At 64.9% G+C, this 25,716-nt stretch carries 28 protein-coding genes and 1 pseudogene; 12 read left to right on the top strand and 17 right to left on the bottom strand.

From position 1 onward, the window contains the following. Nucleotides 1–136: 136 nt before the first annotated feature. From rplT to hisN, 5 genes are all read right to left on the bottom strand, one after another. Nucleotides 137–496 carry a 50S ribosomal protein L20 gene (gene rplT / locus FMM79_RS16450; RefSeq protein ID WP_039389117.1) on the bottom strand — a complete coding sequence of 120 codons (360 nt, stop codon included), beginning with the start codon at nucleotides 494–496 and terminating at the stop codon, nucleotides 137–139. Nucleotides 497–509: 13 nt separating this feature from the next. Then, nucleotides 510–713: a 50S ribosomal protein L35 gene (rpmI, locus tag FMM79_RS16445; RefSeq protein ID WP_007012839.1), complete on the bottom strand. Its 204-nt coding sequence runs from the start codon at nucleotides 711–713 to the stop codon at nucleotides 510–512. 112 nt (nucleotides 714–825) lie between these two features. Then, nucleotides 826–1,278, bottom strand: a complete 453-nt coding sequence (locus FMM79_RS21270) for a hypothetical protein (protein WP_153269332.1) — start codon at nucleotides 1,276–1,278, stop codon at nucleotides 826–828. A 327-nt stretch (nucleotides 1,279–1,605) separates the two neighbouring features. Next, nucleotides 1,606–2,055: a gamma-glutamylcyclotransferase gene (locus FMM79_RS16435; protein WP_162528534.1), complete on the bottom strand. Its 450-nt coding sequence runs from the start codon at nucleotides 2,053–2,055 to the stop codon at nucleotides 1,606–1,608. A 37-nt stretch (nucleotides 2,056–2,092) separates the two neighbouring features. Next, the gene (gene hisN / locus FMM79_RS16430; RefSeq protein WP_148628531.1) at nucleotides 2,093–2,878 is read right to left on the bottom strand and encodes a histidinol-phosphatase; all 786 of its coding nucleotides are present in this window, start codon (nucleotides 2,876–2,878) and stop codon (nucleotides 2,093–2,095) included. A 134-nt stretch (nucleotides 2,879–3,012) separates the two neighbouring features. On the opposite strand from hisN, the gene FMM79_RS16425 reads away from it, so the two are divergent. Continuing rightward, nucleotides 3,013–3,966, top strand: a complete 954-nt coding sequence (locus tag FMM79_RS16425; protein WP_371710949.1) for a helix-turn-helix domain-containing protein — start codon at nucleotides 3,013–3,015, stop codon at nucleotides 3,964–3,966. A 20-nt stretch (nucleotides 3,967–3,986) separates the two neighbouring features. Here FMM79_RS16425 and FMM79_RS16420 read toward each other — a convergent pair whose 3' ends face one another. Together FMM79_RS16420 and glpX are read right to left on the bottom strand one after the other, a co-directional pair. Then, a complete protein-coding gene (locus FMM79_RS16420) occupies nucleotides 3,987–4,922 on the bottom strand; it encodes a ribose-phosphate pyrophosphokinase (protein WP_039389128.1) in 936 nt (311 codons plus the stop codon). A 193-nt stretch (nucleotides 4,923–5,115) separates the two neighbouring features. Further along, entirely contained in the window at nucleotides 5,116–6,093 is a 978-nt protein-coding gene (glpX, locus tag FMM79_RS16415; protein ID WP_148628529.1) for a class II fructose-bisphosphatase, read from the bottom strand. A gap of 60 nt (nucleotides 6,094–6,153) precedes the next feature. On the opposite strand from glpX, the gene FMM79_RS16410 reads away from it, so the two are divergent. Next, nucleotides 6,154–6,630, top strand: coding sequence for a hypothetical protein (locus tag FMM79_RS16410; protein ID WP_240339264.1), 477 nt, complete (start codon nucleotides 6,154–6,156; stop codon nucleotides 6,628–6,630). A gap of 122 nt (nucleotides 6,631–6,752) precedes the next feature. Here the strand turns inward: FMM79_RS16410 and FMM79_RS16405 are convergent, their stop codons facing one another. Both FMM79_RS16405 and FMM79_RS16400 read right to left on the bottom strand, forming a co-directional pair. Then, nucleotides 6,753–8,060, bottom strand: coding sequence for a homoserine dehydrogenase (locus FMM79_RS16405; protein ID WP_148628528.1), 1,308 nt, complete (start codon nucleotides 8,058–8,060; stop codon nucleotides 6,753–6,755). A 114-nt stretch (nucleotides 8,061–8,174) separates the two neighbouring features. Then, a complete protein-coding gene (locus tag FMM79_RS16400) occupies nucleotides 8,175–8,978 on the bottom strand; it encodes a hypothetical protein (protein ID WP_240339263.1) in 804 nt (267 codons plus the stop codon). Nucleotides 8,979–9,381: 403 nt separating this feature from the next. On the opposite strand from FMM79_RS16400, the gene FMM79_RS16395 reads away from it, so the two are divergent. From FMM79_RS16395 to FMM79_RS16380, 4 genes are all read left to right on the top strand, one after another. Continuing rightward, the gene (locus FMM79_RS16395) at nucleotides 9,382–10,053 is read left to right on the top strand and encodes an energy transducer TonB (protein WP_148628526.1); all 672 of its coding nucleotides are present in this window, start codon (nucleotides 9,382–9,384) and stop codon (nucleotides 10,051–10,053) included. A gap of 75 nt (nucleotides 10,054–10,128) precedes the next feature. Beyond that, entirely contained in the window at nucleotides 10,129–10,902 is a 774-nt protein-coding gene (locus FMM79_RS16390; protein WP_148628525.1) for a MotA/TolQ/ExbB proton channel family protein, read from the top strand. Nucleotides 10,903–11,027: 125 nt separating this feature from the next. Beyond that, nucleotides 11,028–11,558: a biopolymer transporter ExbD gene (locus FMM79_RS16385; RefSeq protein WP_205466701.1), complete on the top strand. Its 531-nt coding sequence runs from the start codon at nucleotides 11,028–11,030 to the stop codon at nucleotides 11,556–11,558. 29 nt (nucleotides 11,559–11,587) lie between these two features. Then, the gene (locus FMM79_RS16380; RefSeq protein WP_148628523.1) at nucleotides 11,588–12,022 is read left to right on the top strand and encodes a biopolymer transporter ExbD; all 435 of its coding nucleotides are present in this window, start codon (nucleotides 11,588–11,590) and stop codon (nucleotides 12,020–12,022) included. Between the two features lie 87 nt (nucleotides 12,023–12,109). Here the strand turns inward: FMM79_RS16380 and FMM79_RS16375 are convergent, their stop codons facing one another. From FMM79_RS16375 to FMM79_RS16360, 4 genes are all read right to left on the bottom strand, one after another. Further along, nucleotides 12,110–14,572 (bottom strand): ligase-associated DNA damage response DEXH box helicase, encoded by a 2,463-nt coding sequence (locus FMM79_RS16375; RefSeq protein WP_148628522.1) that lies wholly within the window; start codon nucleotides 14,570–14,572, stop codon nucleotides 12,110–12,112. 70 nt (nucleotides 14,573–14,642) lie between these two features. After that, complete coding sequence (gene pgmG / locus FMM79_RS16370; RefSeq protein WP_148628521.1) at nucleotides 14,643–16,100, bottom strand: phosphoglucomutase/phosphomannomutase PgmG; 1,458 nt, start codon at nucleotides 16,098–16,100, stop codon at nucleotides 14,643–14,645. A 2-nt stretch (nucleotides 16,101–16,102) separates the two neighbouring features. Beyond that, nucleotides 16,103–16,426 carry a J domain-containing protein gene (locus FMM79_RS16365; protein WP_148628520.1) on the bottom strand — a complete coding sequence of 108 codons (324 nt, stop codon included), beginning with the start codon at nucleotides 16,424–16,426 and terminating at the stop codon, nucleotides 16,103–16,105. Then, nucleotides 16,423–17,235: a division plane positioning ATPase MipZ gene (locus FMM79_RS16360; protein WP_148628519.1), complete on the bottom strand. Its 813-nt coding sequence runs from the start codon at nucleotides 17,233–17,235 to the stop codon at nucleotides 16,423–16,425. The genes FMM79_RS16365 and FMM79_RS16360 overlap by 4 nt, the downstream gene beginning before the upstream one ends. Before the next feature lie 160 nt (nucleotides 17,236–17,395). Here FMM79_RS16360 and panC point away from each other — a divergent pair, with 160 nt between their 5' ends. The 6 genes from panC (at nucleotide 17,396) to FMM79_RS16330 (ending at nucleotide 21,674) form a co-directional block, all read left to right on the top strand. Continuing rightward, entirely contained in the window at nucleotides 17,396–18,250 is an 855-nt protein-coding gene (gene panC, locus FMM79_RS16355) for a pantoate--beta-alanine ligase (protein ID WP_148628518.1), read from the top strand. A gap of 120 nt (nucleotides 18,251–18,370) precedes the next feature. Continuing rightward, nucleotides 18,371–19,057, top strand: a complete 687-nt coding sequence (locus FMM79_RS16350) for a response regulator transcription factor (RefSeq protein ID WP_148628517.1) — start codon at nucleotides 18,371–18,373, stop codon at nucleotides 19,055–19,057. Continuing rightward, nucleotides 19,054–20,409: a HAMP domain-containing sensor histidine kinase gene (locus FMM79_RS16345; protein WP_240339262.1), complete on the top strand. Its 1,356-nt coding sequence runs from the start codon at nucleotides 19,054–19,056 to the stop codon at nucleotides 20,407–20,409. Before FMM79_RS16350 ends, FMM79_RS16345 begins: the two co-directional genes overlap by 4 nt. Then, nucleotides 20,406–20,639 carry a hypothetical protein gene (locus tag FMM79_RS16340; protein ID WP_148628516.1) on the top strand — a complete coding sequence of 78 codons (234 nt, stop codon included), beginning with the start codon at nucleotides 20,406–20,408 and terminating at the stop codon, nucleotides 20,637–20,639. The genes FMM79_RS16345 and FMM79_RS16340 overlap by 4 nt, the downstream gene beginning before the upstream one ends. Further along, entirely contained in the window at nucleotides 20,632–21,021 is a 390-nt protein-coding gene (locus FMM79_RS16335) for a hypothetical protein (protein ID WP_148628515.1), read from the top strand. Before FMM79_RS16340 ends, FMM79_RS16335 begins: the two co-directional genes overlap by 8 nt. A 71-nt stretch (nucleotides 21,022–21,092) precedes the next feature. Continuing rightward, nucleotides 21,093–21,674: a TetR/AcrR family transcriptional regulator gene (locus FMM79_RS16330; protein WP_148628514.1), complete on the top strand. Its 582-nt coding sequence runs from the start codon at nucleotides 21,093–21,095 to the stop codon at nucleotides 21,672–21,674. A gap of 170 nt (nucleotides 21,675–21,844) precedes the next feature. Here FMM79_RS16330 and FMM79_RS16325 read toward each other — a convergent pair whose 3' ends face one another. The 4 genes and pseudogenes from FMM79_RS16325 to FMM79_RS16310 all read right to left on the bottom strand — a co-directional run. Further along, the gene (locus FMM79_RS16325) at nucleotides 21,845–22,216 is read right to left on the bottom strand and encodes a c-type cytochrome (protein ID WP_148628513.1); all 372 of its coding nucleotides are present in this window, start codon (nucleotides 22,214–22,216) and stop codon (nucleotides 21,845–21,847) included. 2 nt (nucleotides 22,217–22,218) lie between these two features. Next, nucleotides 22,219–22,743 (bottom strand): hypothetical protein, encoded by a 525-nt coding sequence (locus FMM79_RS16320; protein ID WP_148628512.1) that lies wholly within the window; start codon nucleotides 22,741–22,743, stop codon nucleotides 22,219–22,221. Between the two features lie 141 nt (nucleotides 22,744–22,884). Next, a complete protein-coding gene (locus tag FMM79_RS16315) occupies nucleotides 22,885–24,897 on the bottom strand; it encodes an NAD(P)-binding protein (RefSeq protein ID WP_162528533.1) in 2,013 nt (670 codons plus the stop codon). A 692-nt stretch (nucleotides 24,898–25,589) separates the two neighbouring features. Next, nucleotides 25,590–25,716 (bottom strand): annotated as a pseudogene (locus FMM79_RS16310) (IS630 family transposase); the annotation flags it as partial.

The raw sequence follows: 25,716 nt of genomic DNA, 5'->3' as shown, positions 1-25,716 counted from the left end.
CGGTTAAGTAAAAGTTACAAGGGTTAAAATGAGGATAAGTATATCCCAAAAGGAAAGGGCGCGGACATTGTTGCCCGCGCCCTTGCGCTTCGTCCACGGGAGCCCCCGAAGAGCCGCCCCGTATCCGATCCGATGCTTACGCCGGAAGCGCGGCCTTGGCCTGCGCGATCACAGTCGAGAACACCGCACCCTCGTTCATGGCGAGGTCGGCCATGGTCTTGCGGTCGAGCTCGATGCCGGCGAGCTTGGCGCCGTGCATGAACTGCGAGTAGGTCAGACCTTCGTTGCGGACGGCAGCATTGATGCGCTGGATCCACAGCGCACGGAAGTTGCGCTTCTTGACCTTGCGGTCACGGTACGCGTACTGGCCAGCCTTTTCGACGGCCTGACGGGCAACGCGGATCGTGTTCTTGCGACGGCCGCGGTAACCCTTGGCCTGATCCAGAATACGCTTGTGCTTGGCACGGGTGGTAACACCACGCTTGATACGGCTCATTGGTCAGTACTCCTCAGTTGAGCCCGTAGGGCGCCCACTTCTTGATCGTCTTGGCATCGGCGTCGGAAATGACCTCGGTGCCGCGATTCTGGCGGATGTACTTGCCGTTGTGGCTGATCAGGCGGTGGCGCTTGCCAGCAACGCCATGCTTCACCTTGCCGGTGGCGGTGAGCTTGAAGCGCTTCTTGACGCCGCTCTTCGTCTTCAACTTGGGCATTTTCGTCTCCTTTACAGGGACACGTTCGGTCGACCCTGGCAGCCCTTGTCGCCAGGCCGACCCGCGAATCTCTTTGTGAAAGACTCAACCGTGTCGATTGAAGGGCGGCCCATTACCGGCCAACGGCACAGAAGGCAAGCCCCTCAGTGGCTGACCAGGACCATCGCCGCCCAGTTCCCAGGCTGCGCCGCGCCTTCGGGGCCACTTCGCGAGTCACCGCCACGATGTCGGACATGTTGGCAAGCTGGAGGTAGCGGAACCCGGCCTCCTCACGCCCCGTCCGCAAGGCCAGGTCCGCTCCAACCGCAAAGCGTGGCGCAAAAGTTGGTGCGAAACGGACCAGATCGCCGCGGCTGGCGGTGGCGTCGAGCAGCCGGGGCTCGAGCCGCTGCGCGACGTCCTGCGCGAGAGCCCAGACCTCCTCTACCTGTCCCAGCGCCAGGGTCTGTAGCGGACTGTGCTCGGGCAAGTGCGTGGCCGCATGGTTGGCCGCCCGCTTCGCCGCTGTGAGCGCGGCTTCAAGCGCGGTGCCCGTCAGGCCCGCCTGCGCCATCCGCGCAAGCATCCGCTCCCCCACCTCAAGCGCCGCCTGCGTTTGGTCGGAATAGTCCAGCGATCAGGCAAAGCGGGTCTGGCCGCGCACCTGCCAGCGCGCCCCCACGCCGCCCTACCGGTCCGCCCTTGCGGGCAGCGCGCGCCAGCCGTCCGCCTGCCCCGGGCTATCGGCGCACCTGTCGCGCGCCAGGGTGCGTGCGAAAGCCTCTTCCAGGTGAGTTTACGGCGCGCGCTCGGCTGCGGGTACACTATAGGCCGCAGCTGCGATTCGTACCCCGATCCTCATCCTGCGCGCAGGTATGGAGGCTCACCTTGTGAATACAAGTGGCCAGAGGCATCACGCCTGCCGAAAGGGTGAGGCCCCGGTGCCCACAAGCCAGCTCACGAAATCCCCGCCGGGCAGTTCCCGGCTCCCGCGCGGCAGCGGACGGGCATAGAGATAGGCCTGCGCGGCCCGGCACCGACCATCGTCCAACCGTACACCGATCGCCACGCGCCGGTACTCGCCCGCCCCATGCGCCCGGGAACAACCGCCTTCGTAAGCGTCGAGTTCGTCCAACGTCGCACGTGAGAAGGAGGGCCGAGCCGCGTAGAGCATCCCTGCAACGCGCCCCTCTCCGGACAGAAGCGCGGGATACCACCCGTCGGGGTCGGGGATCGCAACAAGGCGCCCGCGCACCTGCGCAGGCCCCAGCGCCAGAAGGTGGCCATGGACCCGGCGGGTGAGAGCAATATCCATGCCCGCAAGCAGCGTCCCGTAGAAGAAGAAGCGGCGCGGCGCGTTCACCCCCGAACTCCCGTGCACGCCGCCCGGCGGCGCAAACTCAATGGTTGCAAACCATCGCCTCAACCACGTCTTCCATGCGTGCCGGGTCGCCTAGCGCCAGCACGTGCCCTTCCGAAGCCGCGTGCAAAGGATCGCCGTTCCAGTCGCACATCATGCCGCCTGCACCCTCGACGATGGGGACGAGCGCGGCCCAGTCGTAAAGCTTGAGACCCGCCTCGCAGACCAAGTCGATATGGCCCGAGGCAAGCAGGCCGTAGTTGTAGCAATCCCCGCCCATGACCATGCGCTTGTGGTCGGTCTTGGCGGCGAGCGCCATGAAGTGCTCGCCCTGGTGGTTGTCGAAATAGTGCGGACCCGTCGTTGCCAGTACCGCATCCGAGAGTTTGCGGCAGCGGCGCGTTTCGATGGGCTTTCCGTTGAAGGTGGTCGCGCGCCCGCTCGCGCCCACCCAGCGCTCGCCCAAGATCGGCTGGTCGATCACCCCCAGCACCGGCCAGCCATCGACAAGCAGCGCAATCAGCGTGCCGAAAATCGGGCGTCCCACCACGAAAGACACCGTACCGTCGATAGGATCGAGCACCCATTCGCGCCGCGAGGTGCCCTTCTCGGTGCCGAATTCCTCACCGGTGATGCCATCCTCGGGCACTTCGACCCGCAAAATTTCGCGCATAGCCTCTTCTGCGGCGCGGTCTGCCACGGTTACGGGCGAGGCATCACCTTTCTTCTCGGTGTCGAGATTGGCAGCACGGAAATAGGGGCGAATAGCCTCGCCAGCCGCATCGGCAAGGCGCAGGGCAAGGGCGAGGTCCTGTTCGATCGTCATGGCTGCCCTGTTCTCCCAGCATCCCGGCCAGGTCAAGACCATGGTGCAACCGTCCCCGCGCGATTGACGCTTGTCGCTTCGCAAATCACCGACTACGCCGAACGAAAGGGAGCAGACTACAAGAGTTGGAATTGATGCAGAAAAAGGCTCCCGCCTTCGACCCCCTTATCGTTCCCGAGTTCGGGACCACACCTACCGGACAGCCGCTGTCCTACAATCGCGCGCCCTCGCGCGATGTTGCGCCGTGGATCGGCCGGATCTACATCAGCAAGGTCGATCTTCCTGAAGGCTACACCCTCAAATGCAGCCAGTTTAACGACATCGCGTGCCTGCGCTTGCAGCTTGCGGGGCGCTGGGCCGCGAAGACCGCGAATGGCTGGGAAGAGGCGGAACGCTCGGCCTGCCTGTTCGGCCCGCAGACCCATCCGATGCCGATACGGGTTTCGGGGAGCTTCACCAACATCGGAGTGGCAATCCGGCCCGGAGCCAGCACGGCACTCAAAGGCGTACCGCTGGGCGAGATCGTCAACCGGCTGGTGCGCACCGGCGACCTGGGTCTTCCCGAAGACGAACTTCTCGCCCGCTTCGCGCCTGAGGGTACTCCCGAGGACTGGGCGCGAGCCTTGGAAGACCTGTTTCGCGAACGGGTGGAGGAAACAGGGGGCGCCGTGCCCGACCCGATCTCGGTCCAGTTCGAGCAACTGGCCTACCGCACGCCATCAATGACGGTGGCACAGGCCGCGCGGGAATGCGGGGTGGATCGGCGGCGGCTGGAACGGGTGATTTTGCGCGACTACGGACTACCGCCCAAGCAGGTCCTGCGGCGTGCGCGCGCGCTCGACATGGCCAGCCACCTGCGCGGGGTGGGTGACCGTTCCGAAGCCGAAGCGATCATGCTGCGCTATTACGATGAAAGTCACCTGATCCACGAATTCGCGGATCTGTTCGGGGTTTCGCCGAGCCAGTTCGCCGCGACCGCGCAACCGCTGCTGACGCTTTCGCTCGAGGCCCGCCAGGCACGGCGCCTGGAAGACCTCAAGCGAATCGCGCCCGGAGACGCGCGTCCTTGGCAGAAGCCCCCCGCCTGAGGGCCTTCTGCCCCGGTCGATCAATCGAACAGGCTCGAAACCGAGCTCTCGTCGGCGATGCGGCGGATCGCCTCGCCCAGCAGCGGGGCGATGGTGAGGATGCGGATACGGTCGGAAGCCTGCGCAGCTTCGGTCGCCTGGATCGAATCGGTGATAACAAGTTCCTTGAGCGCCGAATTGTTCACGCGCGAAACCGCCGCGCCCGAAAGCACGCCGTGGGTGATGTAGGCCGTGACGCTCGCCGCGCCCTGGTCCATCAGCGCCTGCGCCGCGTTGCACAGCGTGCCGCCCGAATCGATGATGTCGTCGATGAGAATGCAGGCGCGGCCCTGGACGTCGCCGATGATGTTCATGACTTCCGACTGACCCGGACGGTCACGACGCTTGTCGACGATGGCGAGCGGCGCATTGTCAAGACGCTTGGCCAGCGCACGGGCACGCACCACGCCACCCACGTCCGGCGAGACCACCATCAGCGACTGGTCGCCGTAGCGGGCCTGAATGTCGGCCGCCATCACGGGGGCTGCAAACAGGTTGTCGGTGGGGATGTCGAAGAAGCCCTGGATCTGGCCAGCGTGCAGATCGACAGAGAGGACGCGGTCGGCGCCGGCTTCGGTCATCAGGTTGGCAACCAGCTTGGCCGAAATCGGCGTGCGCGGGCCGGGCTTGCGGTCCTGGCGGGCGTAGCCGAAATAGGGAACCACGGCGGTGATGCGGCGCGCCGAGGCACGGCGCAGCGCGTCGATGCAGATCAGCAGTTCCATCAGGTTGTCGTTGGCCGGGTAGCTGGTCGGCTGGACGACAAAAACGTCTTCGCCGCGCACGTTCTCGTGGATCTCGACGAAGATTTCCTCGTCCGCGAAACGACGCACGCTGGCATCGGTCAGCGGCAGCTCCAGATAGGCGGCAACCGCGCGCGCCAGCGGAAGGTTGCTGTTACCCGACATGATCTTCATTGCGAATCCCCGAAAAATGCCACTCGTGAGGCCAGAACGCGCCCGCCCTTAGTGACCCGTCACCCAAATGCAATAGAGGCATCCCGCTTTTTGCGCGCCACAAATGCCTGCGCGGGGCGTATACCGTTCAGCAAAAAGGCCGGCCCCACCTGCGTGGCACCGGCCTTTCCCGTTAGCTGTCAGAACGCTGCGCTCAGATCGCGTGCTCACCCTTGATCCAGCGTACCGTGCCCGAGCTGGCGCGCATGACCACGCTCTCGGTGGTGAGCTTGCCGTTCTTGAAGTGCTTGACGCCGTCGAGCAGCGAGCCATCGGTCACACCCGTCGCCGCGAAGATGCAGTCGCCCTTGGCGAGGTCTTCCAGTTTGTAGATACGGTTGAGATCCTCGATGCCCCACTTACGGGCGCGCGAACGCTCGTCATCGTTACGGAACAGGAGGCGTCCGTTGAACTGACCGCCCACGCAGCGCAGGGCCGCCGCTGCCAGCACGCCCTCCGGCGCGCCGCCCGACCCCATGTAGATGTCGATGTTGGTGTTTTCGTCAGTGGTCGCGATGACACCGGCCACGTCGCCATCCCCGATCAGCACCACGCCGCAGCCCAGGCCGCGCAACTCTTCGATGAGATCGGCATGACGCGGACGGTCAAGCACGCACACGATGATGTCGCCCGGCTCCACACCCTTGGCCGCCGCAACCGCCTTGACGTTCTCGGTCGCGCTCTTGTCGAGGCTGATCACGTCCTTGGGATAACCCGGGCCCACCGCGATCTTGTCCATGTAGACGTCCGGCGCGTTGAGCAGGCCACCTTCTTCAGCGGCAGCCAGAACGGCCAACGCATTGGGACCGGCCTTGGCGGTGATCGTGGTGCCTTCGAGCGGATCGAGCGCTATGTCGATCTTGGGCCCCTTGCCCGGCGCGCCGCCGACCTTTTCACCGATGAAGAGCATCGGCGCCTCATCGCGCTCGCCCTCACCGATAACGACCGTGCCGTCCATGTAGAGTTCGTCGAAGGCCTTGCGCATGGCTTCGACGGCCGCCGCATCGGCCGCCTTTTCATCGCCGCGCCCAACAAGCTTGGAGGCGGATATTGCCGCGGCTTCGGTCACACGCACCATTTCGAGGACGAGGACGCGATCGAGGACTTTACTGGCAGGGGTATGTTCAGACATGTTCACTCCGGATTAATCCGTGGAGGAAAGGTTTGCCTGCCTTAAACAGAGGAACCTGAGTTGTCGAGAAGACGAACTGTGCTTTTGGCGCTTGCCGCGCTCGTCCCGACCTCGGCGCTCGGCCAGGATGGGGATAATCCCGCCGATTCCCAGGTTTCCGAGGCGGACCGCGCAATTGCGGAAAAGATGCTGGGCAACGGCGGACGGGTCACCCGCGACCGCTCCCGCCGGGCCTGCCTGCGCACGATCCGCCAGGGCGAGATCATCGTGTGCGCCCCCGACGAGGAGGAATTCCGCATCCCCTCCACCACCGAGGACGACCCCACAGCCTCTGCCGGAACCGACGATGGCCGACTGCATGCGCCCGACGTCGCAGGTGGCGGTATCTTCAAGGGCAAGGCGACCGCGAGCGGCATGTGCGTGGTCGGCCCCTGCCCGCCCGAGCAGCCGCTCATCATTGACCTTTCCGCCATCCCCGAAGCGCCGGAGGGCTCGGACGCGGACAAGATCGCCAAGGGCCGCCTGCGGGTGAATTAGCACGGTCGCCCCGGACTCAGAGGGGCGAAACGCAAAAAGGGGCGCGCCACGGGCATGGCACGCCCCTTTTCTTCGCATTTCTACATGGGCTCGGAGCCTTGGCCACAAAGGCCCGACACCGATCAGCTGCCCAGGATCTGCATCACCAGTGGCGGCGCGATCAGGCTGGCTGACCCATCAAGGATGCGCACCGCTTCCACGACGCCCGATTCGGGGCCCGGGTGGGTGACGATAGCAAGGATCACTTCGCCGTCCTGGTCGGGATCGCCCTTCTGGATCATGCTCTCGATCGAGACACCCGCATCGCGCATGGCCGCGGTAATCTCGGCAAGTACGCCCGGGCGGTCGGGCACGGTGAAGCGGATATAGAAGCTCGAAACGCGGTGCCCGGAGGCAGCCGGCTCCATGACTTCCAGTTCGGCCACGGGCATCGCGAAGGCTGGCCCCTTCTCACCGCGCGCGACCTCGATGATGTCGGCCACGACCGCGCTCGCGGTCGGACCATCGCCTGCGCCCGCGCCCTGGAACAGGAGACGGCCGACGAAATTGCCCTCGGCCACGATCGCGTTGGTCGGCCCATCGACATTGGCGAGCGGGTGGCCGGTCGGGACCAGAAAAGGACGCACGCGCTGGAACAGGCGGGGGGAGCCTTCGGCGGTGTCGACCTCGCTCATGCCGATCAGACGGATGACGTAGCCCAGATCTTGGGCCTGCGCGATGTCCGCCGCCTTCACCTGGCTGATCCCCACGCACTCGACCGCCTCGAAATCGAGACGCGCGCCAAACGCGATCGAGGCGAGCAGCGAGAGCTTGTGCGCAGCATCGATGCCCTCGACGTCGAAGGTCGGATCGGCCTCGGCGTATCCCAGACGCTGCGCATCGGCAAGCACGTCGCCGAAGTCGGCACCTGTGTCCTCCATGGTGGAGAGGATGTAATTGCAGGTGCCGTTGAGGATGCCATAGACGCGCTCGACCGCATTGGCCGCCGCGCCGTCGATCAGGCCGTTGACCACCGGAATACCGCCTGCAACCGCCGCCTCGAACTTGAGCGCGGCGCCCGCCTTCTCAGCGGTTTCGGCGAGTTCCAGGCCATGATGGGCGAGCATTGCCTTGTTCGCGGTGACGAGGCTCTTGCCGTGGGCCAACGCGGTGCGCGCGATGGCAAGCGCCGGACCATCCGAGCCGCCGACCATTTCCACCACGACATCGACATCCTCGCGCGTCGCGAGCTCGGCCGGATCGTCAACCCAGGCGTAGGCAGAGAGGTCCACGCCGCGATCCTTGGTACGGTCACGCGCGCTGACGGCGGTAATCTGCACCGGGCGCCGGGCGCGGCGAGCAATCAGCTGCGCATTCGTCTCGATCAGACGGACAACGCCCGTCCCCACGGTTCCAAGGCCTGCAAGTGCGATCTTCAGCGGTTCAGTCATCGGGTCCCCTTTCGGCCCCGGGCCCTAGGACAGCTGCACGCGATTTTCCAGCACCTTGCGCACGTGGCCTGCCCTTTGCTCGCAGACCGGCCTTCGCGCGCAGGCAGCACAGCATTATGAGCGGTTGCGCGTGCACGGCCCCAACTGACGCAGGACCGCACGGTAATCGTCCTGTGCCTGGCGCTTGGCGTCGTACCCCTGCGAGATATTGGCCCCCTGCGGCGGGTACTGGGGCAACGCGCAGGCCAGACGGTACCATTCCAGCGTCTCGGGCGCGGGCGGCTGCGTGACGTCGGCAACCAGTTCGGAGAAGGAGGCGCCCCAGGCGACCGGCTTGCCCGGTTCATGGCGCACCGTGATCGAGGCGGCCGAACCATCCCGGGTATTCAGAAAGATCTGCGTCTCACCCTGCCCGGCCAGCGTCCCCGGTACATAGAGCAGTTCGCGCACGCCGGTGATCTCGCCTGGTGCATCGGGCGCGACCGTCTCGCGCAGAAGACCGCGCAACTTTGCGTCGAGCGCCGGCGTAAACAGCAGCTGCGAATCCGGTTCGATCAGCTGGACCTCGCCCGGACGGCCCGGCACCGCGCGTGCAAAGAGGATGACCATCCGGTCCTTCAGATCCTCACCCTTGCCGCGGGAATCGAGGGGCATGTCGACAAGATAGCGCAACGATTCGCCAATCGGCGATTTGCCGACGAGCAAGGCACGCGTGTCCGCCTCGACATAAAAACGCCCGATTCCCGGTGCAAGACCAGCCGCCCTATCAGCCCCGAGACGGGTCATGCGTGTCACCTGCGCCTCGATCACCATGGGGGCCGAATCGGCCAGATCGGCAAGGTCCGCAAAGGTCACGTCCGCGCCCGGAGACTGCGGGTTAGCCGCAAGTGCGGGCACGGCCTGAAAAATGAAACTCAAAGCGGCCAGACCCGTCGTAAAAGGGCGTCGCACAGCAGGCATGAAATCAGACTCCGTAACAAATTCGCAATCTTATGAGACGTGAAAAGCCTTGCGGCAATCCATCTCACGATGCACCATGCGGCAAATGCAGCTTAATTGGAGGTTAACCCCACGCTCTGCGATTGGGCGTTGCGCAGGGGCACCTTCAACGCTAAGAAAACTGCAAAACGGGGCGATAAAACAAACATGCTCCGCGGTAAGCCTTGCTGTTGCGTGACAATCGCGAGGTGGACTGTCAGCCGTCAGGGTGGGTAATTTCGAATTTCGTCATGGGCTTCGCGTGCAGCGAGGGCCATCGGCGCCCTTGGACATGTGCGTTTTCGTGCATGGCCGGGGCTTGGTAATGGAGTGATGCGTCTGAATGGCTTACGCTGACCAGCAAATGAGTGGTAGTAAACTTACCACTATTGTCATCGTCGCCTTGATCCATGTGTTCATCGGCTATGCGCTGATCTCGGGCCTTGCCTATGAGGCAACTAAGAAGGTCATCAGCAAAGTGACCACCGTGGATATCAAGGAAGAACCCCCGAAGGAGGAAGAGCCCCCGCCGCCGCCTCCCGAACCGCAGCCGGATACGCCGCCGCCGCCCATCGTGGCGCCGCCGCCGCCGATCAACATCGCTCCGGCCCCGCCGCCGGTTCAGACCGTGATCACGGCGCCGCCTGCACCGCCCGCCGTGATCACCACGGCTGCGCCGCCGGCACCGCCGGCACCGCCTGCTCCCCCGGCTCCTTCGAAGGCACGTGGTGCCTCGACGAAGAACGCGGGCCGCTGGGCCGCGCAGATTCAGCGCAACTACCCGAGCCGCGCCGCGCGTGAGGGTCGTGAAGGTCGTGTGGGTGTTCGCGTGACGGTGACGGCCGAAGGTCGTGCCGGCAGCTGCCAGGTGACCAGCTCGAGCGGCAGCCCGGATCTGGACGAAGCAGCTTGCGACGGCATGGAGCGCTATGCGCGCTTCGAACCGGCGCTCAACGCAGCCGGTAACCCGATCTCGAGCAGCTACTCGACCACAATCGTCTACCAGCTCAACTAAGCCCATTGATACAGGGCCCCGCCCTCGGTGTGAGACGGCCCTATAATCCTGCATTCTTCTTGAGAGGTAATTCGCATGCTTATCGTTGATATCCTTGCCGCCGCCGGCGAAGCCGCGCCGCAGAACAAGTTCGGCTTTGCCGAAGCCCTCGAACAGGGCGGTTTCATCGCCTACGCCACCGTCGTGATCCTCGGCATCATGTCGTTCGGTTCGTTCTACATCCTGTTCACCAAGTGGTTCGAACAGTCGAAGATCTTCCGCCAGTACAAGGCCGTAGGCAACTCGTTCTGGAAGGCTCCGACCATCAAGGACGGCGCCACCAAGCTCGAGAAGAACAGCGCATGGCGCCAGCTCGTCGACGACGGCATCGTTGCTGAAGAGCAGCACGCCAAGATGACCGACGAACTCGAAGCCCACGACTGGCTGCACGCTTCGCTGGCCCGTTCGGAAGCCTCGATCAACGCCCGCCTCGCCGGTGGCCTGCCGTTCCTCGCCACCGTCGGTGCAACCGCTCCGTTCATCGGTCTGTTCGGTACCGTTGTCGGCATCTATCGCGCCCTCATCGCCATCGGCCTTGCCGGTTCGGCCTCGATCGACAAGGTCGCCGGCCCGGTCGGTGAAGCTCTCATCATGACCGCCCTCGGCCTGCTCGTCGCCGTTCCGGCCGTGCTTGCCTATAACTACCTCCAGGCTCGCAACAAGCGCATCGCCGAGATGCTGACCGGCTTCTCGAGCGACGTTCTTGCCTACATCACCTCGAAGGGTGCCGTTAAGCCGATCACCGCGACCGCATCGGCGGCCAAGAAGCCGGCCACTGCTCCGGCCAAGCCGGCTCCCGCCAAGTCGTAATCAGTCCGGGCTTTCGGGATCGGCCGCGCTGGTCCCGCAACCTCCGGGGAGCAAAGGCGGCGGCGGTACTATGCATGCGCTGACCGTCGCCTTCCCCAAGGCAACGCAAGGATTAGGATAAGACTATGGCGATATCATCGGGCGGAGGCGGTGCTGAGACACCGATGTCCGACATCAACACGACGCCGCTCGTCGACGTCATGCTGGTGCTTCTGATCATCTTCCTGATCGCGGTTCCAGTCGCGATCCAGACGATCGAAAAGCTGCGTATCCCGGTGATCGAGGCCGTCGAATCGAAGGACAAGGTCGAAAACCTTCTCCTCACCGTTTCGACGACCGACGATGGCGGACGCAGTGCAGGTGAACCGGGCTACCAGGGCGCATCGCGCAACGGTGAGTGTCGCGTTTACTTCAACAACATCACCCCGGTCTCGGCCGAGGAACTTCGCGACCGCGCGTTCAAGCGCCTTGACGGCATCGTCAAGCGTGCAGGCGGCCCCGAGGCCCTCATGTCGAACCCGGACCTGGTGCCCCAGGTGCATATCCGCGGCGACGTGGAAGCCCCGTGGCGCTGCGTGGCCGGCACGATCTACAACGTGCAGATTTCGGGCTACCCGACGGTTGGCTTCATCACCAACCCGATCGACCCGAACTAAGCCCCCGGCAAGAACAGGAGAACACCCTCATGGCTATGTCAGGCGGCAAGGAAGACGGCGCGCCGATGATGGAAATGAACACGACGCCGCTCATCGACGTCATGCTCTGCCTCCTCATCATGTTCATCATGTCCATCCCGGTCGCGACCCACGCGATCAACATCGACCTGCCGGTCAATTCGCAGACACCGAATGATCCCCCGCCGGTCGATCCGATCCGCAACAAGGTCGTTCTTACCGTGAACGACGAGATCCTGTGGAACGGCACTCCGGTGGACGGCCCCGGCCTCTTGAACCTGCTTCAGCAGTCGCTTCAGTACGAAGTCGAGCCGGAACTTCAGTTCCAGCCCGAGCCGAACGCCAGCTACGAGCTGTCGGCCAACGTGCTGCAGATCATCAAGGGATCGAACGTCTCAAAGTTCGGTTTCGTCGGCAACGAACAGTTCGCCGAATTCGGCAAGTAAGCCGAGCCGATACCGAGCTCTTGCGAGCACAGATCAAGGGGCGGAGCAATCCGCCCCTTTTTCATGTCCGCACCCTATACAGCGTGCTCACAAGACCTCGGGATCCTCGATCGTTGGCTGCACCTGCATGGCAAGCCCCGCCAATGTCTCGGCCTCGAACAGTAGATCGTCTTCGCCAGCGCCCGTGGGCAGGTTCTCGCGTCCAATCATGGAGAGCGCCGGGACGGCCAGCGGGCTGATTCGCTCCAAGTGGACATGGTCGATTTCCCGCGCGGCGCGTTCCAGCAGATCCCCCACCCGCGCCACGTCCGTCAAACGTGCGCGCGCATCGGCCCAGGCCGCCTCGATCAACACGTGATCAGGCTCGTACTTCGCGAGCACGTCGTAGATGAGGTCAGTCGAGAACGTGACCTGCCGCCCCGATTTGCGCTTTCCCGGCTGCTGGCGCTCGACCAGACCGGAAATGACCGCCACCTCCCGGAAGGCCCGGCGCAGTAGATAGCTCTGCTGCACCCAATCGACGAATTCATGGGTCAGGATATCGGGTGAAAGCAGCGCGGCGGGCTCTGCCACCGCCTTCAGGCTCCATACAATCAGCGTATAGTCGGTCGCCACAAAACCGAGCGGTCCCAGCCCCCTGTCCTCCATGCGCCGGGTAATCAGCATCCCCAGAGACTGGTTCGCGTTCCAGCCCTCGAAAGTATAGAAAGCGGTATAAGCAAGCTCGCGATGCCGGAAACTCTCGACCAACAGGCGCCCGGGCGCGGGCAAGTGGGAACGCCAGTCCTGCACCTCCAACCATTCGCGCACATCGTCCGGGAACCGCGCCCAGCCCGCACGGTCAGCCAGCATCGCCTGGACACGTCCCGCCAGATGCGTCGAGATCGGCATCCGCTGGCCCATGTAACTGGGGATCGTGGCTGAGCGTTTTGCTGCGCGCACGATAAGATCGAGGTCCTTGAGCGATTCGACCTCAAGGTCGAGCCCAGCAAAGCGAAAGGTATCGCCCGGCTCCAGGCTTGCCCCGAAGCCTTCCTCGACCTTGCCCAGAGAGCGTCCGTTGCGAAAGCGTACCTCGAGCATTTCAGAGTCCACGATAATGCCCGCATTCAGGCGATGGCGCGCCGCGTGCTCGGGGTGGGTGAGGCGCCAGAGCCCATCGCGGTCCTTCACGATGCGCCGGAACCGGTCGTAGGCCCGCAGCGCGTACCCCCCCGTCGCCGTAAATTCGAGCACGCGTCGCAGGATGGCCGCGTCCACCCGGGCATAGGCCGCGCTGGAGCGCACTTCGTCGAGCACCTCGGCTTCGGTGAACGGACCGGCACAGGCCCGCCCCATGACATGCTGGGCCAACACGTCGAGCCCGCCCGGCCGAAAGCCCTCCCCATCACGCTGCCCCTCGCGCACCGCCTCCTGAGCGGCAAAGGCCTCAAGAAATTCGAAACGGTTACCCGGCACCAGCAGTGCCTCGCTCGGGCTGTCGAGCCGGTGGTTCGCGCGCCCGATCCGCTGCAGAAGCCGCGAGGAGCCCTTGGGCGCGCCCATTTGCACGACAAGGTCGATATCGCCCCAGTCGATGCCGAGGTCTAGACTGGCCGTGCAGACAAGAGCGCGCAATTCGCCCCGCGCCATAGCCCCTTCCACCTTGCGCCGCGCCTCCTTGGACAGCGAGCCATGGTGGATGCCGATGGGCAGCGTGTCCTCGTTCGCACTCCACAGTTCCTGGAAGATGTACTCGGCCAGGAAGCGGGTATTGGTGAAGATCAGCGTTGTGCGGTGCGCCGCAATCCGCTCCATGAGCTGCGGGATCGCCCAGGTTGCCGCATGCCCGCTCCAGGGGATCCGCGCGTCCTCGGGCACCAGGATCTCGACGACCGGAGCCGCCCCCGCTTCGCCTTCGACCAGCGCAACCGAATCGAGGTCACCCCAAGGCGCAAGCCAGCCCCGGTAGGCATCGGGATCGGCCAGCGTCGCGGAAAGTGCCGCACGCTGCAGCCCCGGCGCCAGCGCCTGGAGCCGTGCGAGCGCAAGCGCCAGCAGATCACCGCGCTTGCCCGCCGCAAAGGCATGGACCTCGTCGATCACCACCCGGCGCAGGCTGGCGAACATATCCGCCGCTTCCGGATAGCTCAGTAACAGCGAGAGCGATTCGGGCGTCGTCAGCAGCACATGCGGTGGCCGGGCGCGCTGGCGCGCCTTGCGATCGGAAGGCGTATCCCCGCTACGTGTCTCGACACGAATGGCAAGCGCCATGTCCTCAATCGGGGCAATCAGGTTGCGCTGAACGTCATGCGCAAGCGCCTTGAGCGGCGAGATGTAAAGTGTGTGCAGCCCTTCGGGCGGCGCCTTTCCGTTCAGCCGTGACGGTGTGAAGTCGCAAAGCGTAGGCAGAAAACCTGCGAGAGTCTTGCCCGCGCCGGTATCGGCGACGAGCAGGGCATGGAGTCCGGCATCGGCGGCCTCCAGCATCTGGGCCTGGTGGCGGCGCACGCGCCATTGGCGCCCTGCAAACCACGCCGTGATCTCCGGGGGTATTGCCTGCTCGACCATCCTGCTTCTTACTCCGCCGCCTGACCTTTCGTGCAATCCCTGCGCCGCGGGCCAGTTCCCCCCACCGTTTTCAGGCTTCGCGCGGCCGGACGATACCCGATAGCGCCAATTGCGCATCGATCTGCCCGACAAGGCGTGCCAACCCCTCTTCGGACGTGCTTTCCGCGCGTGCGGTCAGCATGTCCTGCGTGTTGGACGCGCGCAGCAGCCACCAGCCATCCGGTCCATCAAGACGCAGACCATCAAGCGTCACCGGGACGAGCCCCTCCTGCGCCAGACGCTCTCCCACTTCGGCCACCACGGCGGTACGGCGAGCCGGAGGCACAGCAAAGCGCAGCTCGGGCGTGGCGAACGTGCGCGGCAGGCTGTCCAGCAGATCGGCAACCGAGCGCCCGACCTGCGCCACCAGCGCCATCATCCGTACGGCTGCGTAAATACCATCGTCGAACCCGAAGTAACGGTCGGCAAAAAACAGGTGGCCACTCATCTCGCCGCCCAGAATTGCCCCCGTCGCCTTCATTGTGGACTTGATGTGCGAATGGCCGGATGGCGCCATGACCGGCACCCCGCCCGCGGCCTCGATCTGTGCGAACGTGGTTGCGGACATCTTCACATCCCCCACCACCGAAGGCCGCATACCGCCGCCTCTTTCGCCATGGTGCGCCAGAATGTCGCGCGCCAGAAGCGCCAGCAGCTGGTCTCCCCAGACAATCCGTCCCTCCCCATCGACCACGCCGATCCGGTCCGCGTCGCCATCGAAAGCCACTCCGAAATCGAGGCTCTTCGCCGCGACGAGCGCCTGAAGGTCTGTCAGGTTTTCCGGGAGAGTGGGATCGGGATGGTGATTGGGAAACCGTCCATCGACACAGGGGTGCAGGACATGGTGGGTTCCGGGCAACTGCCGACACAGAGATTCGACGATGGGACCGGCAGCGCCGTTGCCTACATCCCACGCGACCCGCAGGCGCGCGAGCGCATCCGGGTCCGCCTGGCAGAGCCCGCCGCGCAGCGCGGCGATGTAGTCCGGCGCGACATCGCGCCCTTCCGCGGCGCCCATCCCCTCCATCCAGTCCGCGCGCGCAGCCATGTCGCCCAGCTGCGCGAGATCCGCCCCGAAGAAGGGACGCCCGCCAAGTACTATCTTGAAGCCGTTATGATCGGGGGGATTGTGGCTGCCAGTTACCTCAATGCCGCCTTCCACATCTTCCAATGACCTTTCCGCAAAGTAGAGCATCGGACTGGGCGCAAGCCCAATCCGGATGACAGCAACGCCGCTCTCGCAAAGGCCCTCGACAAGAGCCTGTTCAAGCTGCGGCGAACTGAGACGGCCATCCCGGCCGACGACTACCTTCGGGGTCTCGAAAGAAGACCTGCGTCGCACCACGGAGCCGAAACTGCGCCCCATCGCGTAGGCATCGGCCTCGAACAGGGTCGCACCATAGACACCGCGCACATCGTAGGCGCGCAGAAGCGAAGCATCGAAGACATGTCCCCCACGCGGGTGGAGCGGTCCCGGGGCAAGAACCATGGTCAACGCCCCGAGCGCTCCGCCCCCGTATCGCCAAGCGCGTCGAGGAGGGTGTCGCGCGCGGCATTGGCGGCGTGAACCTCTTCGCTCGATCCCCCGCGATCGGGATGGACCAGCGCCACATGGCGCCGATGCGCCTCCAGGATCTGCTTGCGGCTGGCACCATCCTTCAGGCCCAGCAGTTCCTGCGCCTGCGTCTGCGCAAAGGTGCGGCGCTTGGGCGGGCTGTCCGGCCAGTGGCTGATGCCCAGGGTCTGCCAGGGCCAACGGCCCAGAATCATGCGCCAGGCAATCGCGGCCAGGACGATGATCCAGAGGAACTTCATCGGCCAGAAGCGATGGCTGCGGGCGCCTCGGTGCGGCTCGGACGGGGCAGATTGAGGCCCTTCACCAGGCCACGCAGTTCCTGACGGGCGACCAGGTGGCTGGTGCCCAGTTCACCCAGATGCCCCTTGTCGAGCAGCGTCAGGCCCGAGGGGAACAGCTCACGGAAGATCACACGCTCGGACAGGCCACCCGAGATGCGGAAGCCTACGCGGCGCGCCAGTTCCTGCAATGCGCCGTCCATGCGGCGCATGTTGCGTGCCTCGACGTGCTGCATGCGGTTGCGCACGACCACCCAGTCAAGCTCCCGCGCACCCTGCTCGATGGACTTGACCCCGCGCTTCTTGCGCGCTTCCCAGATCACCTCGGCGTAGAATGAGAGCTTCTTGACCTTGAAGGTCTCGGTCTCAACCTGGCCGATGAGATCGAAGTCGATGAAACTGTCGTTGAGCGGGGTGACCAGCGTGTCCGCGGTCGAGGCGACGTGGCGCGCGAAGGCGTCGTCGCGGCCCGGCGTGTCGAAGATCAGGAAGTCGTAGCCGTCCGCGATCTGCTCGGCGAGGTCGTCAAGCTCGTTGAAATCCTCGCCGTCATAGACCGAGAAACGGGCGCCCGGCAGCGCTATACCGCGCCTCTGCTCGGTCTCGACCCGGTTTTCAAGGTAGCGGTACAAGGTGCGCTGACGCGGATCGAGATCGATCGCGGCGACCTTGGCCCCCTGGTAGGCAAGCGCGATGGCCACATGAACGGCGGTGGTGGACTTGCCCGTCCCACCCTTTTCGTTTGCGAAGACGATTCGATGCGCTGTCACGGATCCTGATTTCGCTCTTTCTGCTGGCGCCGGGCGGCCAAGACCGCCTTTGCACCTTCCCCTGTTTTCAACCCATTGCCGCCGCGTGACCTGTACCGCTATGGGCATGGTCACGAGGCCGCCTCGGGTTGGCGGTATCCTATCGGAGCAGTCCTTGCCAATGCAAACCGTGCACGCCCTTGATCCACTGCGCAGTGCCGCCGCCCAATTGCGCGCGAACGGTACGCTGGCGCTGGTCCCAACCATGGGCGCGCTCCATGAAGGGCATCTGACATTGGTGCGCCAAGCCCGACGCCACGCCGATGCGGTGGCCGTCTCGATCTTCGTCAACCCGCTGCAATTTGGCGCGAACGAGGACCTCGATGCCTATCCACGCGTTCTTGAACGCGATGCACGGCTGCTGGAAGAGGAAGGCGTGGACCTCCTCTGGGCGCCGCAGGTCTCGGCGATGTACCCGGACGGATTTGCCACCTCGATCAGCGTTTCGGGCGTGAGCGAAGGACTGTGCGGGGCGGCTCGGCCGGGCCATTTCGACGGCGTGGCCACCGTTGTGGCCAAGCTTTTCAACCAGGTTGGGCCTGACATGGCCTTCTTCGGCGAGAAGGACTGGCAGCAACTGGCCGTCATCCGCCGCATGGCGCGCGACCTGGACCTCACGCGCCCGCACGTCACCGCGATCCACGGCGTTCCCATCGTCCGCGAGGCGGACGGGCTCGCGATGTCCTCGCGCAACGCCTACCTCTCCGCCGACGAGCGCGCGCGGGCCGCCACGCTTCCCGCCGCGATGAAGGCCGCCATTGCACGGATCGAAGGGGGAGAAGTTCCCGCGACCGCGCTCGCCGCACTTGCCGACGAACTCGTGGCCTCGGACTTCGGGCCCATTGATTATGCCCTGCTGTGCGATGCGGCGAGCCTCGCGCCGCTCGATACCCCGATTGCAGCCCCCATGCGCCTGCTCGTGGCCGCGCGGCTTGGCACCACGCGCCTCATCGACAACATGGCGGTGGGCGCCTGAGCCACCGCGTGCGATTCGGACAGTCCCAATTCTCACAGTCTTCGTCATTTGCGCGCGAAGGCGACCAAGCTAGGGTATCCTTTTGAAATTCGGGGCTCCCGGCAAACAGGAAACGGGAACATGGCCGGACTGAACATTCTCTACGTCGAGGACGACGCCCGCGCCGCCCGGCAGGTCCGTGATCTGGCTGCGAAAGGTGGCGATGTCGTGCAATGGGCCGACAATGGCACCGACGGGCTCAAGCGCGCGGGCGCCGAGCCTTTCGACGTCATCATCCTGGACCGCATGCTGCCCGATCTCGACGGTCTCACCATCCTGGCCCGCCTGCGCGAGAGCGGCATCGACACCCCGGTCCTCATGCTCTCCGCCCTCGGGCGCACCAGCGACCGGGCCGAAGGGCTCGACGGCGGCGCGGACGACTACCTTGCCAAGCCCTTCGAAAGCGAGGAACTGCTTGCCCGCCTGCGTGCGCTTCACCGCCGCGCTTCGGGCCGCGCGCACAGCGCCGTGATCCTCCACGGCGCGTTCGAGTGCCACGTGAAAGCGCGCACCGCCTTCCGGGCCAACCGCCACCTCTCGCTCAGCCCGCGCGAATTCGAACTGTTCCGCTACTTCATGGAGAACGCGGGCGAGGTTCTCACCCGCGAAATGCTCTTGCGCGACGTGTGGAAGATGAACTTCGATCCGCAGACCAACGTCGTCGACGTCAACATCGGGCGCCTGCGCCGCAAGCTGGAGGAAGGCTTCGACAGCCCCGCGCTCGAAACCATCTGGGGCGCAGGCTACCGCCTGCTCGAAGGCCGGTGATCAAGCGCCTTGGCTTGCGCCACTCGATCTATTCGCGGATCGTGGTGCTGGCCTGCTTCAGCGCGCTCAGCATCACCTTCGTGCTCTGGATTTTGACCGATACGACCATTTCGCGCGCCAACCAGATCGCGCTCGAGCGCGCGGTCGACGTCGATATGGCCGGGCTTGTCGATATCTACACCAGCAATGGCTTCGCTGAACTGCAGGACCGCATAGCCGACCGTATCGCGCTCGAACCGCGCAAGGGCACCTTGACGCACTACATGCTGGTTGGCGGACAAGGCCAGCGGCTGGCCGGCGACCTCACGCGCTGGCCGGACCTGCACGCCAACCTCTCCCAGACCGGTAAAATCGCGGTCGAGCGCAACCGCCACGCCTATGGCCGGGTTACCGAGCTGAGCCCGGACCTGCGCCTTCTGGTCGCGCATGAAGCGCGCGACCTCAATACCTTGCGCCGACAAGTCGGCTTCGTCTTCTTTGCTGGAGGGCTCATCATCGTGGCCGCCGTCGCGCTTACCGGGCTCATCGCCGTGCGACGCCTGGCCACACGTATTGAACGGCTCAACACCGCGTTTCGCACTCCCGACGACACCGCGCTCGAAGCGCTGTCACGCCATCTGGAGAACGAGGACGAGATTGGCGAACTCACCCGCCACTCGGCGAACGCGCTCGCCCGCCTGCGCCGCCTTGCCAGCGCCAACCGCGAGACGACCGACCACGTCGCCCACGAGATCCGCACGCCGTTGATGCATCTCGACAACCGGCTGGTAAAAACGCTGGCCGCGACCCCCGACCCGGAAACCGCCCGGCGCATCGCCAGCGCGCGCAGCGAGATCCGGCGCATCATCCGCATGCTCGAATCGCTCCTCGACATCGCCGCCAGCCAGGCCCGGCGCGGCGACCGGCACGGACTCGTGCCCGTAGACCTGTCCGAGATCGCCCAGCGGCTTGGCGAACTGTACGCCGACAGCGCCGAGGAGACCGGTCACGCGCTCATCCTCGACATTGAGCCGGACGTCGTGATCCCCGGCGAGGAAATGGCCCTTACCCGCCTCATCACCAACTTGCTCGACAACGCCTTCAAGTTCGTTCCGAAAGGAGGTACGATTACTCTTGCGCTCGAGGCCGGTCCCCGGCTCACCGTGCGCGATGACGGTCCGGGTATCCCCGAAGGACAACGCGAGCAGGTCTTCGAGAAATTTTCCCGCGCCGGACCGCACCCGGAAGGCAACGGCGCAGGGCTTGGCCTCACGCTGTGCCGGGCGATTGCCCAGCGCCACCATCTCGAGATCGCCCTCGTCGACTCCCCCCACGGCGCCTGCTTTACCGTGACACCGGAGACCACGACATGACCTTGTCCAGGCGCACTCCTTCGCTGTTTGAAGCCCATAGCAGACAGACCCGCACGGCTATTTTGGGCGGTCTTGCGCTTAACCTCGCACCATGTGCCCTGGCACAAGGCGCGACAGCCCAGGCGGCCCCCGACAGTGTCAGCGGCGTCGTCGCCCTGACCCTGTCCGAGGCCGCGCAGGCCCACGCCGGGGACGATCCTGAAAGGCTCGAGAGCGCTGGCCGTGATTGAACGCGCCGGCGCGCATCCGATTGCCGAGTGGTCGGGCAATGACCCGGTGCCCTTGTGGCGAACCGTTGCCCCCGCCACATCCGCGCCCGCCCCGATCTACCGCGGCAGCCCGCTCAGCCCGGGCTACCGTAGCGGGCAGGTCACCGGCGGTAAGGCCGACCAGTTCGAACAGGTTTTCCTCTCAGGGGAGAAGGCGCCCATTGCCCTCTCTTCCGCCGGAAAAGCGCCGTGGTCCTTGCGGGTCCTGGATCGCAATGCCCGCGCCGTGTGCGAAGGAAACAACGGCGCCTGCCAGTGGGTGCCCCTCTTCACCCAGCGCTACGTCATCGAGATCCGCAATCACAGCAAGAACCTCGCCGGCTACTTCGTCGTCGTGGACTAGCAGGCCCCGGCGCCGGCCCTTTCGCCATTTTGGGCTTGCACTGTCCCTCTGCGCTCGCCACCCAGCAGGGCATGGCGAACCCGGCTCCCTCTCCGTCCCGCGATCCTTCGCGCGAAGACAGCATCCTGGCCGCGGCCGCCGTACTCTTCGCCGAGCGGGGCTATGCGGCAACCAGCATTCGCGACATCGGGGAAAAGGTGGGCCTGCTCGGCGGTTCTCTCTACCACTACATCAAGAGCAAGGACGCGCTCTTCATCCGCGTCCACGACAATGCGCTACGCGGCGCGGAAGAGGCGATCCGAAGCGCTATCACGCCGATTTGCGATCCTGCCCGGAGACTGGAAACCGCCTGCCGGGTGCTGATCGCGATCCAGCTCGATCCGGCCTCGGTGACACTGCCGCTGATGAACGACTTTCGGGCCGTGCCTGCGACCGTGCGCGCCAAGCTGATCGAGCGGCGCGACGCCTTCGAGACACTCTTCACCGAGCTCGTGGAGGCCACACCGCTGCCCGCGCACATCGACCGTGCGCTCTACCGGATCCTGTTGCTGACCACGATCAACTCGGCCGGGAACTGGTACCGCCCCGGACGCCTCAACCTGGACGAAGTGACGCGGCAGATCCTGGCGATCTATCAGGTGCCAGAGGCTTGAAGTACGACATGCCAAGGGGCCTTCATCCCTTGCCGCAAAATCGGCAACGCCACCTTGCGGAGCCAAGTAGCGCGCGCAGGGTAAGGTCGCCATTTCGGGGAGCCCCAGGGCAATGGCCCTCGGAAATCCTCGTCTTTATCTTTCGCTGCCCTTTCCCGACAACGCCTGCGTCACTTCAGGGTCGCAAGATAAGCCACAAGCGCCTTGCGTTGCTCGGCATTGCGCAAGCCCGCATAGGCCATGCGCGTGCCGGGAATTTCCTTACGCGGGTTGGCAAGGAAGGCCTCCAGCCTCTTCGGATTCCAGCTCCGTCCATCCTTGGCGAGTGCGCGCGAGAAGCGGAAGCCCTCGGCCGAGCCTGCCTTACGACCCACCACGCCGAAGAGGCTGGGCCCCATCTTCTTCTCGCCCGGCGTCGTGCCGTGGCAGACCGCGCAAGAGCCGCCGAAGACCTTGCGGCCTGTGACCGCATCCTGCGCCTCGGCGGGCAGAGACAGGCCTGCTAGGAGCCCTGCGGCCAGCGTGCAAAGTGTGCGCGTCATGCTTAGTCCATCAGGTCCCAGCGGCGGTAGACGATGTTGGTGTCGCCATAACTGTAGTTCAGCGTCTCGCCGTCCTCGGAAAGCTGGTAGATGCAGGTGTAAGACCCTCCGTTGCGCGCGACCACGAGTTCGAGGCGTCCGGGGCCAACCAACTTCCACGAGACGACGTTGTAGGGATAGGAATTGGCATCGACGTGGTACTCAATCGCGGGCGTGCCGTCGGGCGTCGCGGCCCAATGGCCGAAGGTCAGCTTGCCATCCGCGCCCTTGCTCGCGAAGGAGACAAGGATCTTGCCGTCCTCGGAGTAGGCAAAGCTGCGGACCGCGGCGAGCGGCGCGGTCTTGGGATAGGTCGAGGCCGCGAGGTCCACCTTCCAGTAGCCGATAAGGCCCTGTGTACCGGAAATGCGCGGGTCGAGTTCGGGCGCAGCGGCCTGCGCCTGGCCTGCCGCAAGGCCGGTAACAAGTACGCCGGTGGTGGCAAGGCCAAGGGCTGCCGCCGAGAAGGTCCGGGCAATCCCGTTCATCGAATATCTCCTGGTCGGGGCGCAAGGGCGCTGTCCGTGCATGCCAGCGGGCAAGCACCGCGTATGCCGTGCGCATGAAGGTTGAGGGGAAGAAAGGTCGCCAAAGGGGGGCAAGGCTCCGGCCCTGCCCCGCATCACAGGTCAGATCACTTCGTAGAAACCGAACTGACGCTGTTCGAGTTCACGCACCGCACGGAACGCCTCGTCCATCGCCGTGCCTGCGGTCGAGACGCCGCCCGCATCGGAATTGGCGATGGTGATGCGTCCAAAGGGCTGCTTGGCCAGTGCGGTGGGCGAGACCTTGGCCTCGCGGTCGGCCTCGAACAGGGTGTTGCGCCCGGTGGCGAAGCCATGGCCCCAGCGGTTGACCGTGATCGCCAGGATATCACGGGCCGGATCGAAGCTTGTGTCCGCAAAGACCGCGGCCGCCTGGCTGCGCACGGCCTTCTCGAAGTATTCGAAGGGCGTAGCCAGAAGACCGGCACGGGCCATGCGAAACTGGTCGTCGGCGTAGGTGCCGGGCTCGGGCGCCGCCCCGCCACACAGATCGCTCAGCATCGTCGTGTTCGAGCACACGCCCGAGTTCGAGCCGGTGTTGAAGCCCACGACCATCGGCTGGTCGGGCGATGTCGGCGGGGTCATTTCGCCAAGGTAACGCTGCGCGGCAAGGCCCATAGACCCGTAGAAGGTGTTGGGGAACGAAACCCGCCCTATCTTGGCCTCGACAAAGGGCTGCCAGTTGTGGAAGAGCACGTTCGTGACCTGGTTCACCGCGCGCACCGCCTGGTGCATCGCACCCTTCTGCTCCTCGGGCAATTCGGGAATGAGGTAGGGCACGACGTTGTTCATGCAGGCCATGACCACGTTCTTGCCGCGCACCGCCATCATCTTGCCGTCGTTGATGTAATTGACCGTGCACTCGGACGTGTCAGGGTCGAACAGGCGCCCGTCCGGCCCTTCGTGCTTCACGCCGGTAACGATGCTCTTGAGCCGGATGCGCACCTTCTGGCCGGGCCGGTCGAGCGTCGAGTAGTCGACCCGCTTGGTCTCGACCTCGGCAAAGTTGCCCGGCGGCAGCGCGTCGGGGATGAGATCGCGCACGATAAGGCGCGCGATGTCGCTGTTGCCGGCAGGCAGGTGGTAATCGTCATGGTGGATCGTCTCGCCTTCGGGCGAGTTGGCCGGACGCTCCAGCCCCAGCCCCTCGAACCCGGGACGGTGGCGGAAGAAGGCGAACCAGGCCGAGCCCATGTCCGAGCCCAGACACCAGATACCCTGCATCAGGGGCACCACGTCGGGGTGCACCTTGGCGACGTTGAGCATGTAGTCACGGTAGCTCATCGAACGCAACGTCTCGACCTTCTGCGCCGCGCTCTTTCCGGCAAGGTAGTCGATCTGGCCGTTCACGAAGCGGTCGAGACTTTCCTTGACCGCGGGCGGGAACGGCGTCTGATCGAGCCAGGCGCGGTCGAAGCCGAGCGTCGAGCCGCCCTTCACCAGCTGGTCGCGGCCATAGACCTCCTTGCGGAAGAATGTCCCCGATGCGAGGCCCAGCGACTTGTAGAGATTGCCGTCCGAGCGGTCGGTCGGACTGCCCGGGCCGATGCCCAGATGATTAACGAGCGCAATCGAATCCCTGGTCCAGAACGAAGGACCTACGATGTAGGACGAGCCCCCGTTCGCGATCAGCTGCTTGCCGCTCGCCTGAAATTCGTTGCGCTTCGCATGGCCGCCAAAGTCGTCCATGTTGTCGATGATGAGGATCTTCGCGTCGTTGCCGAAACGCTCGCGGAAGTACCAGGCTGCGGCGAGGCCGCTGATGCCCCCGCCCACCACGACAAGGTCGTACATTTCCCCGGTGGGATCGCCCGCAGGGAAGACCTTGCCGTCGCGCATCTCGTGGGCAGCCTCGTAGGCGCCGGGGTGATGGCCGCGCATGCCGGTGCGGAAGGGCGGATAGTTCGCCGCGGTCACTGCGCCGTCGACGTTGACGCCCGAGAGCGCCGCACCCTTGGGGCCCATCGCGGCCTTGGCGAAGGCGGAAGGCGCGGCCATGGCCATCGCGCTGCCCGCGGTCGCGGCGGCGACGCCCTGAATGAAATCGCGCCGGTCGATCGACCGGCCCATACCCAGATCTCTGTCTTCACCCCTCATAGTCGTTCCCCTGGTCTGGGCCAGCGCACGGCCGGCCTTCGTGTCTGTTCGAAGCCCCTCTGTCGGCACGATCTGTTGTGGCCGCTCGTCGACGGGACGGCGCGATCCTGCGCGATCCCGAACACGGGCTGGAATGCAGGTCTTGGGCTCCCGCGCTCCGGGCTTCTGCAGCGAGGCTATCAGCGGCCTTGTTCGATACGTGCCGAATCCCGGGCAGGCCGAAACAGATTCTGCCGAATACACCCGCCCAGCCGAACACCTGCGCCGCGATACCACGCGCCTGCGGGAGTCCTTCGCGAGCGCCATCAAGCCTTCCAAACGGCCCCTTGGAAAGGGTTACAGGCGCAATTTCGGCCATATTTATCCGACAAGCAAACAGCCTTAGTCATAATTCTGTCGGAATCGACCTGATGCGCCGGACTTAAAGCTGCTCCTGCAACGTGCATGCTGCAGCGCACAAATTGCACCGATAGCAGCACATTTCGCAAAATCGGCGTCCGAATTGGCAGGTTCTGCCGAAGCCGCAAAAGAAAACGGCAACACAATCCCGTCGCCCCATACGACGATCCTAGCCGACACAAAGGTCCGGACAAATAACGCCGGAACCCAGAGATCCGGCCAGCACGAACAGACAGGCACGGGTCCAGAATCGGAGAGGGAGGAATGAAACAACAAGGGGGATTACGTGATGACTAGTGGATTGATTCCAACGTTTGGTGCCCGCGCCTGACAGCGGCGATGATGTCGTGGGGGTCGGCTTTCCAGACGAAGGGACGCGGATCCTCGTTGTGCTCTTTGATGAAGCGGTTGATGGCTGCC

Source organism: Novosphingobium sp. BW1 (genome assembly GCF_008107685.1).
In the GTDB taxonomy this organism is placed as follows: Bacteria; Pseudomonadota; Alphaproteobacteria; order Sphingomonadales; family Sphingomonadaceae; genus Novosphingobium.
The sequence above is the reverse complement of the archived record's forward strand: the minus strand, read 5'-3'. Positions and strand labels throughout refer to the sequence as shown.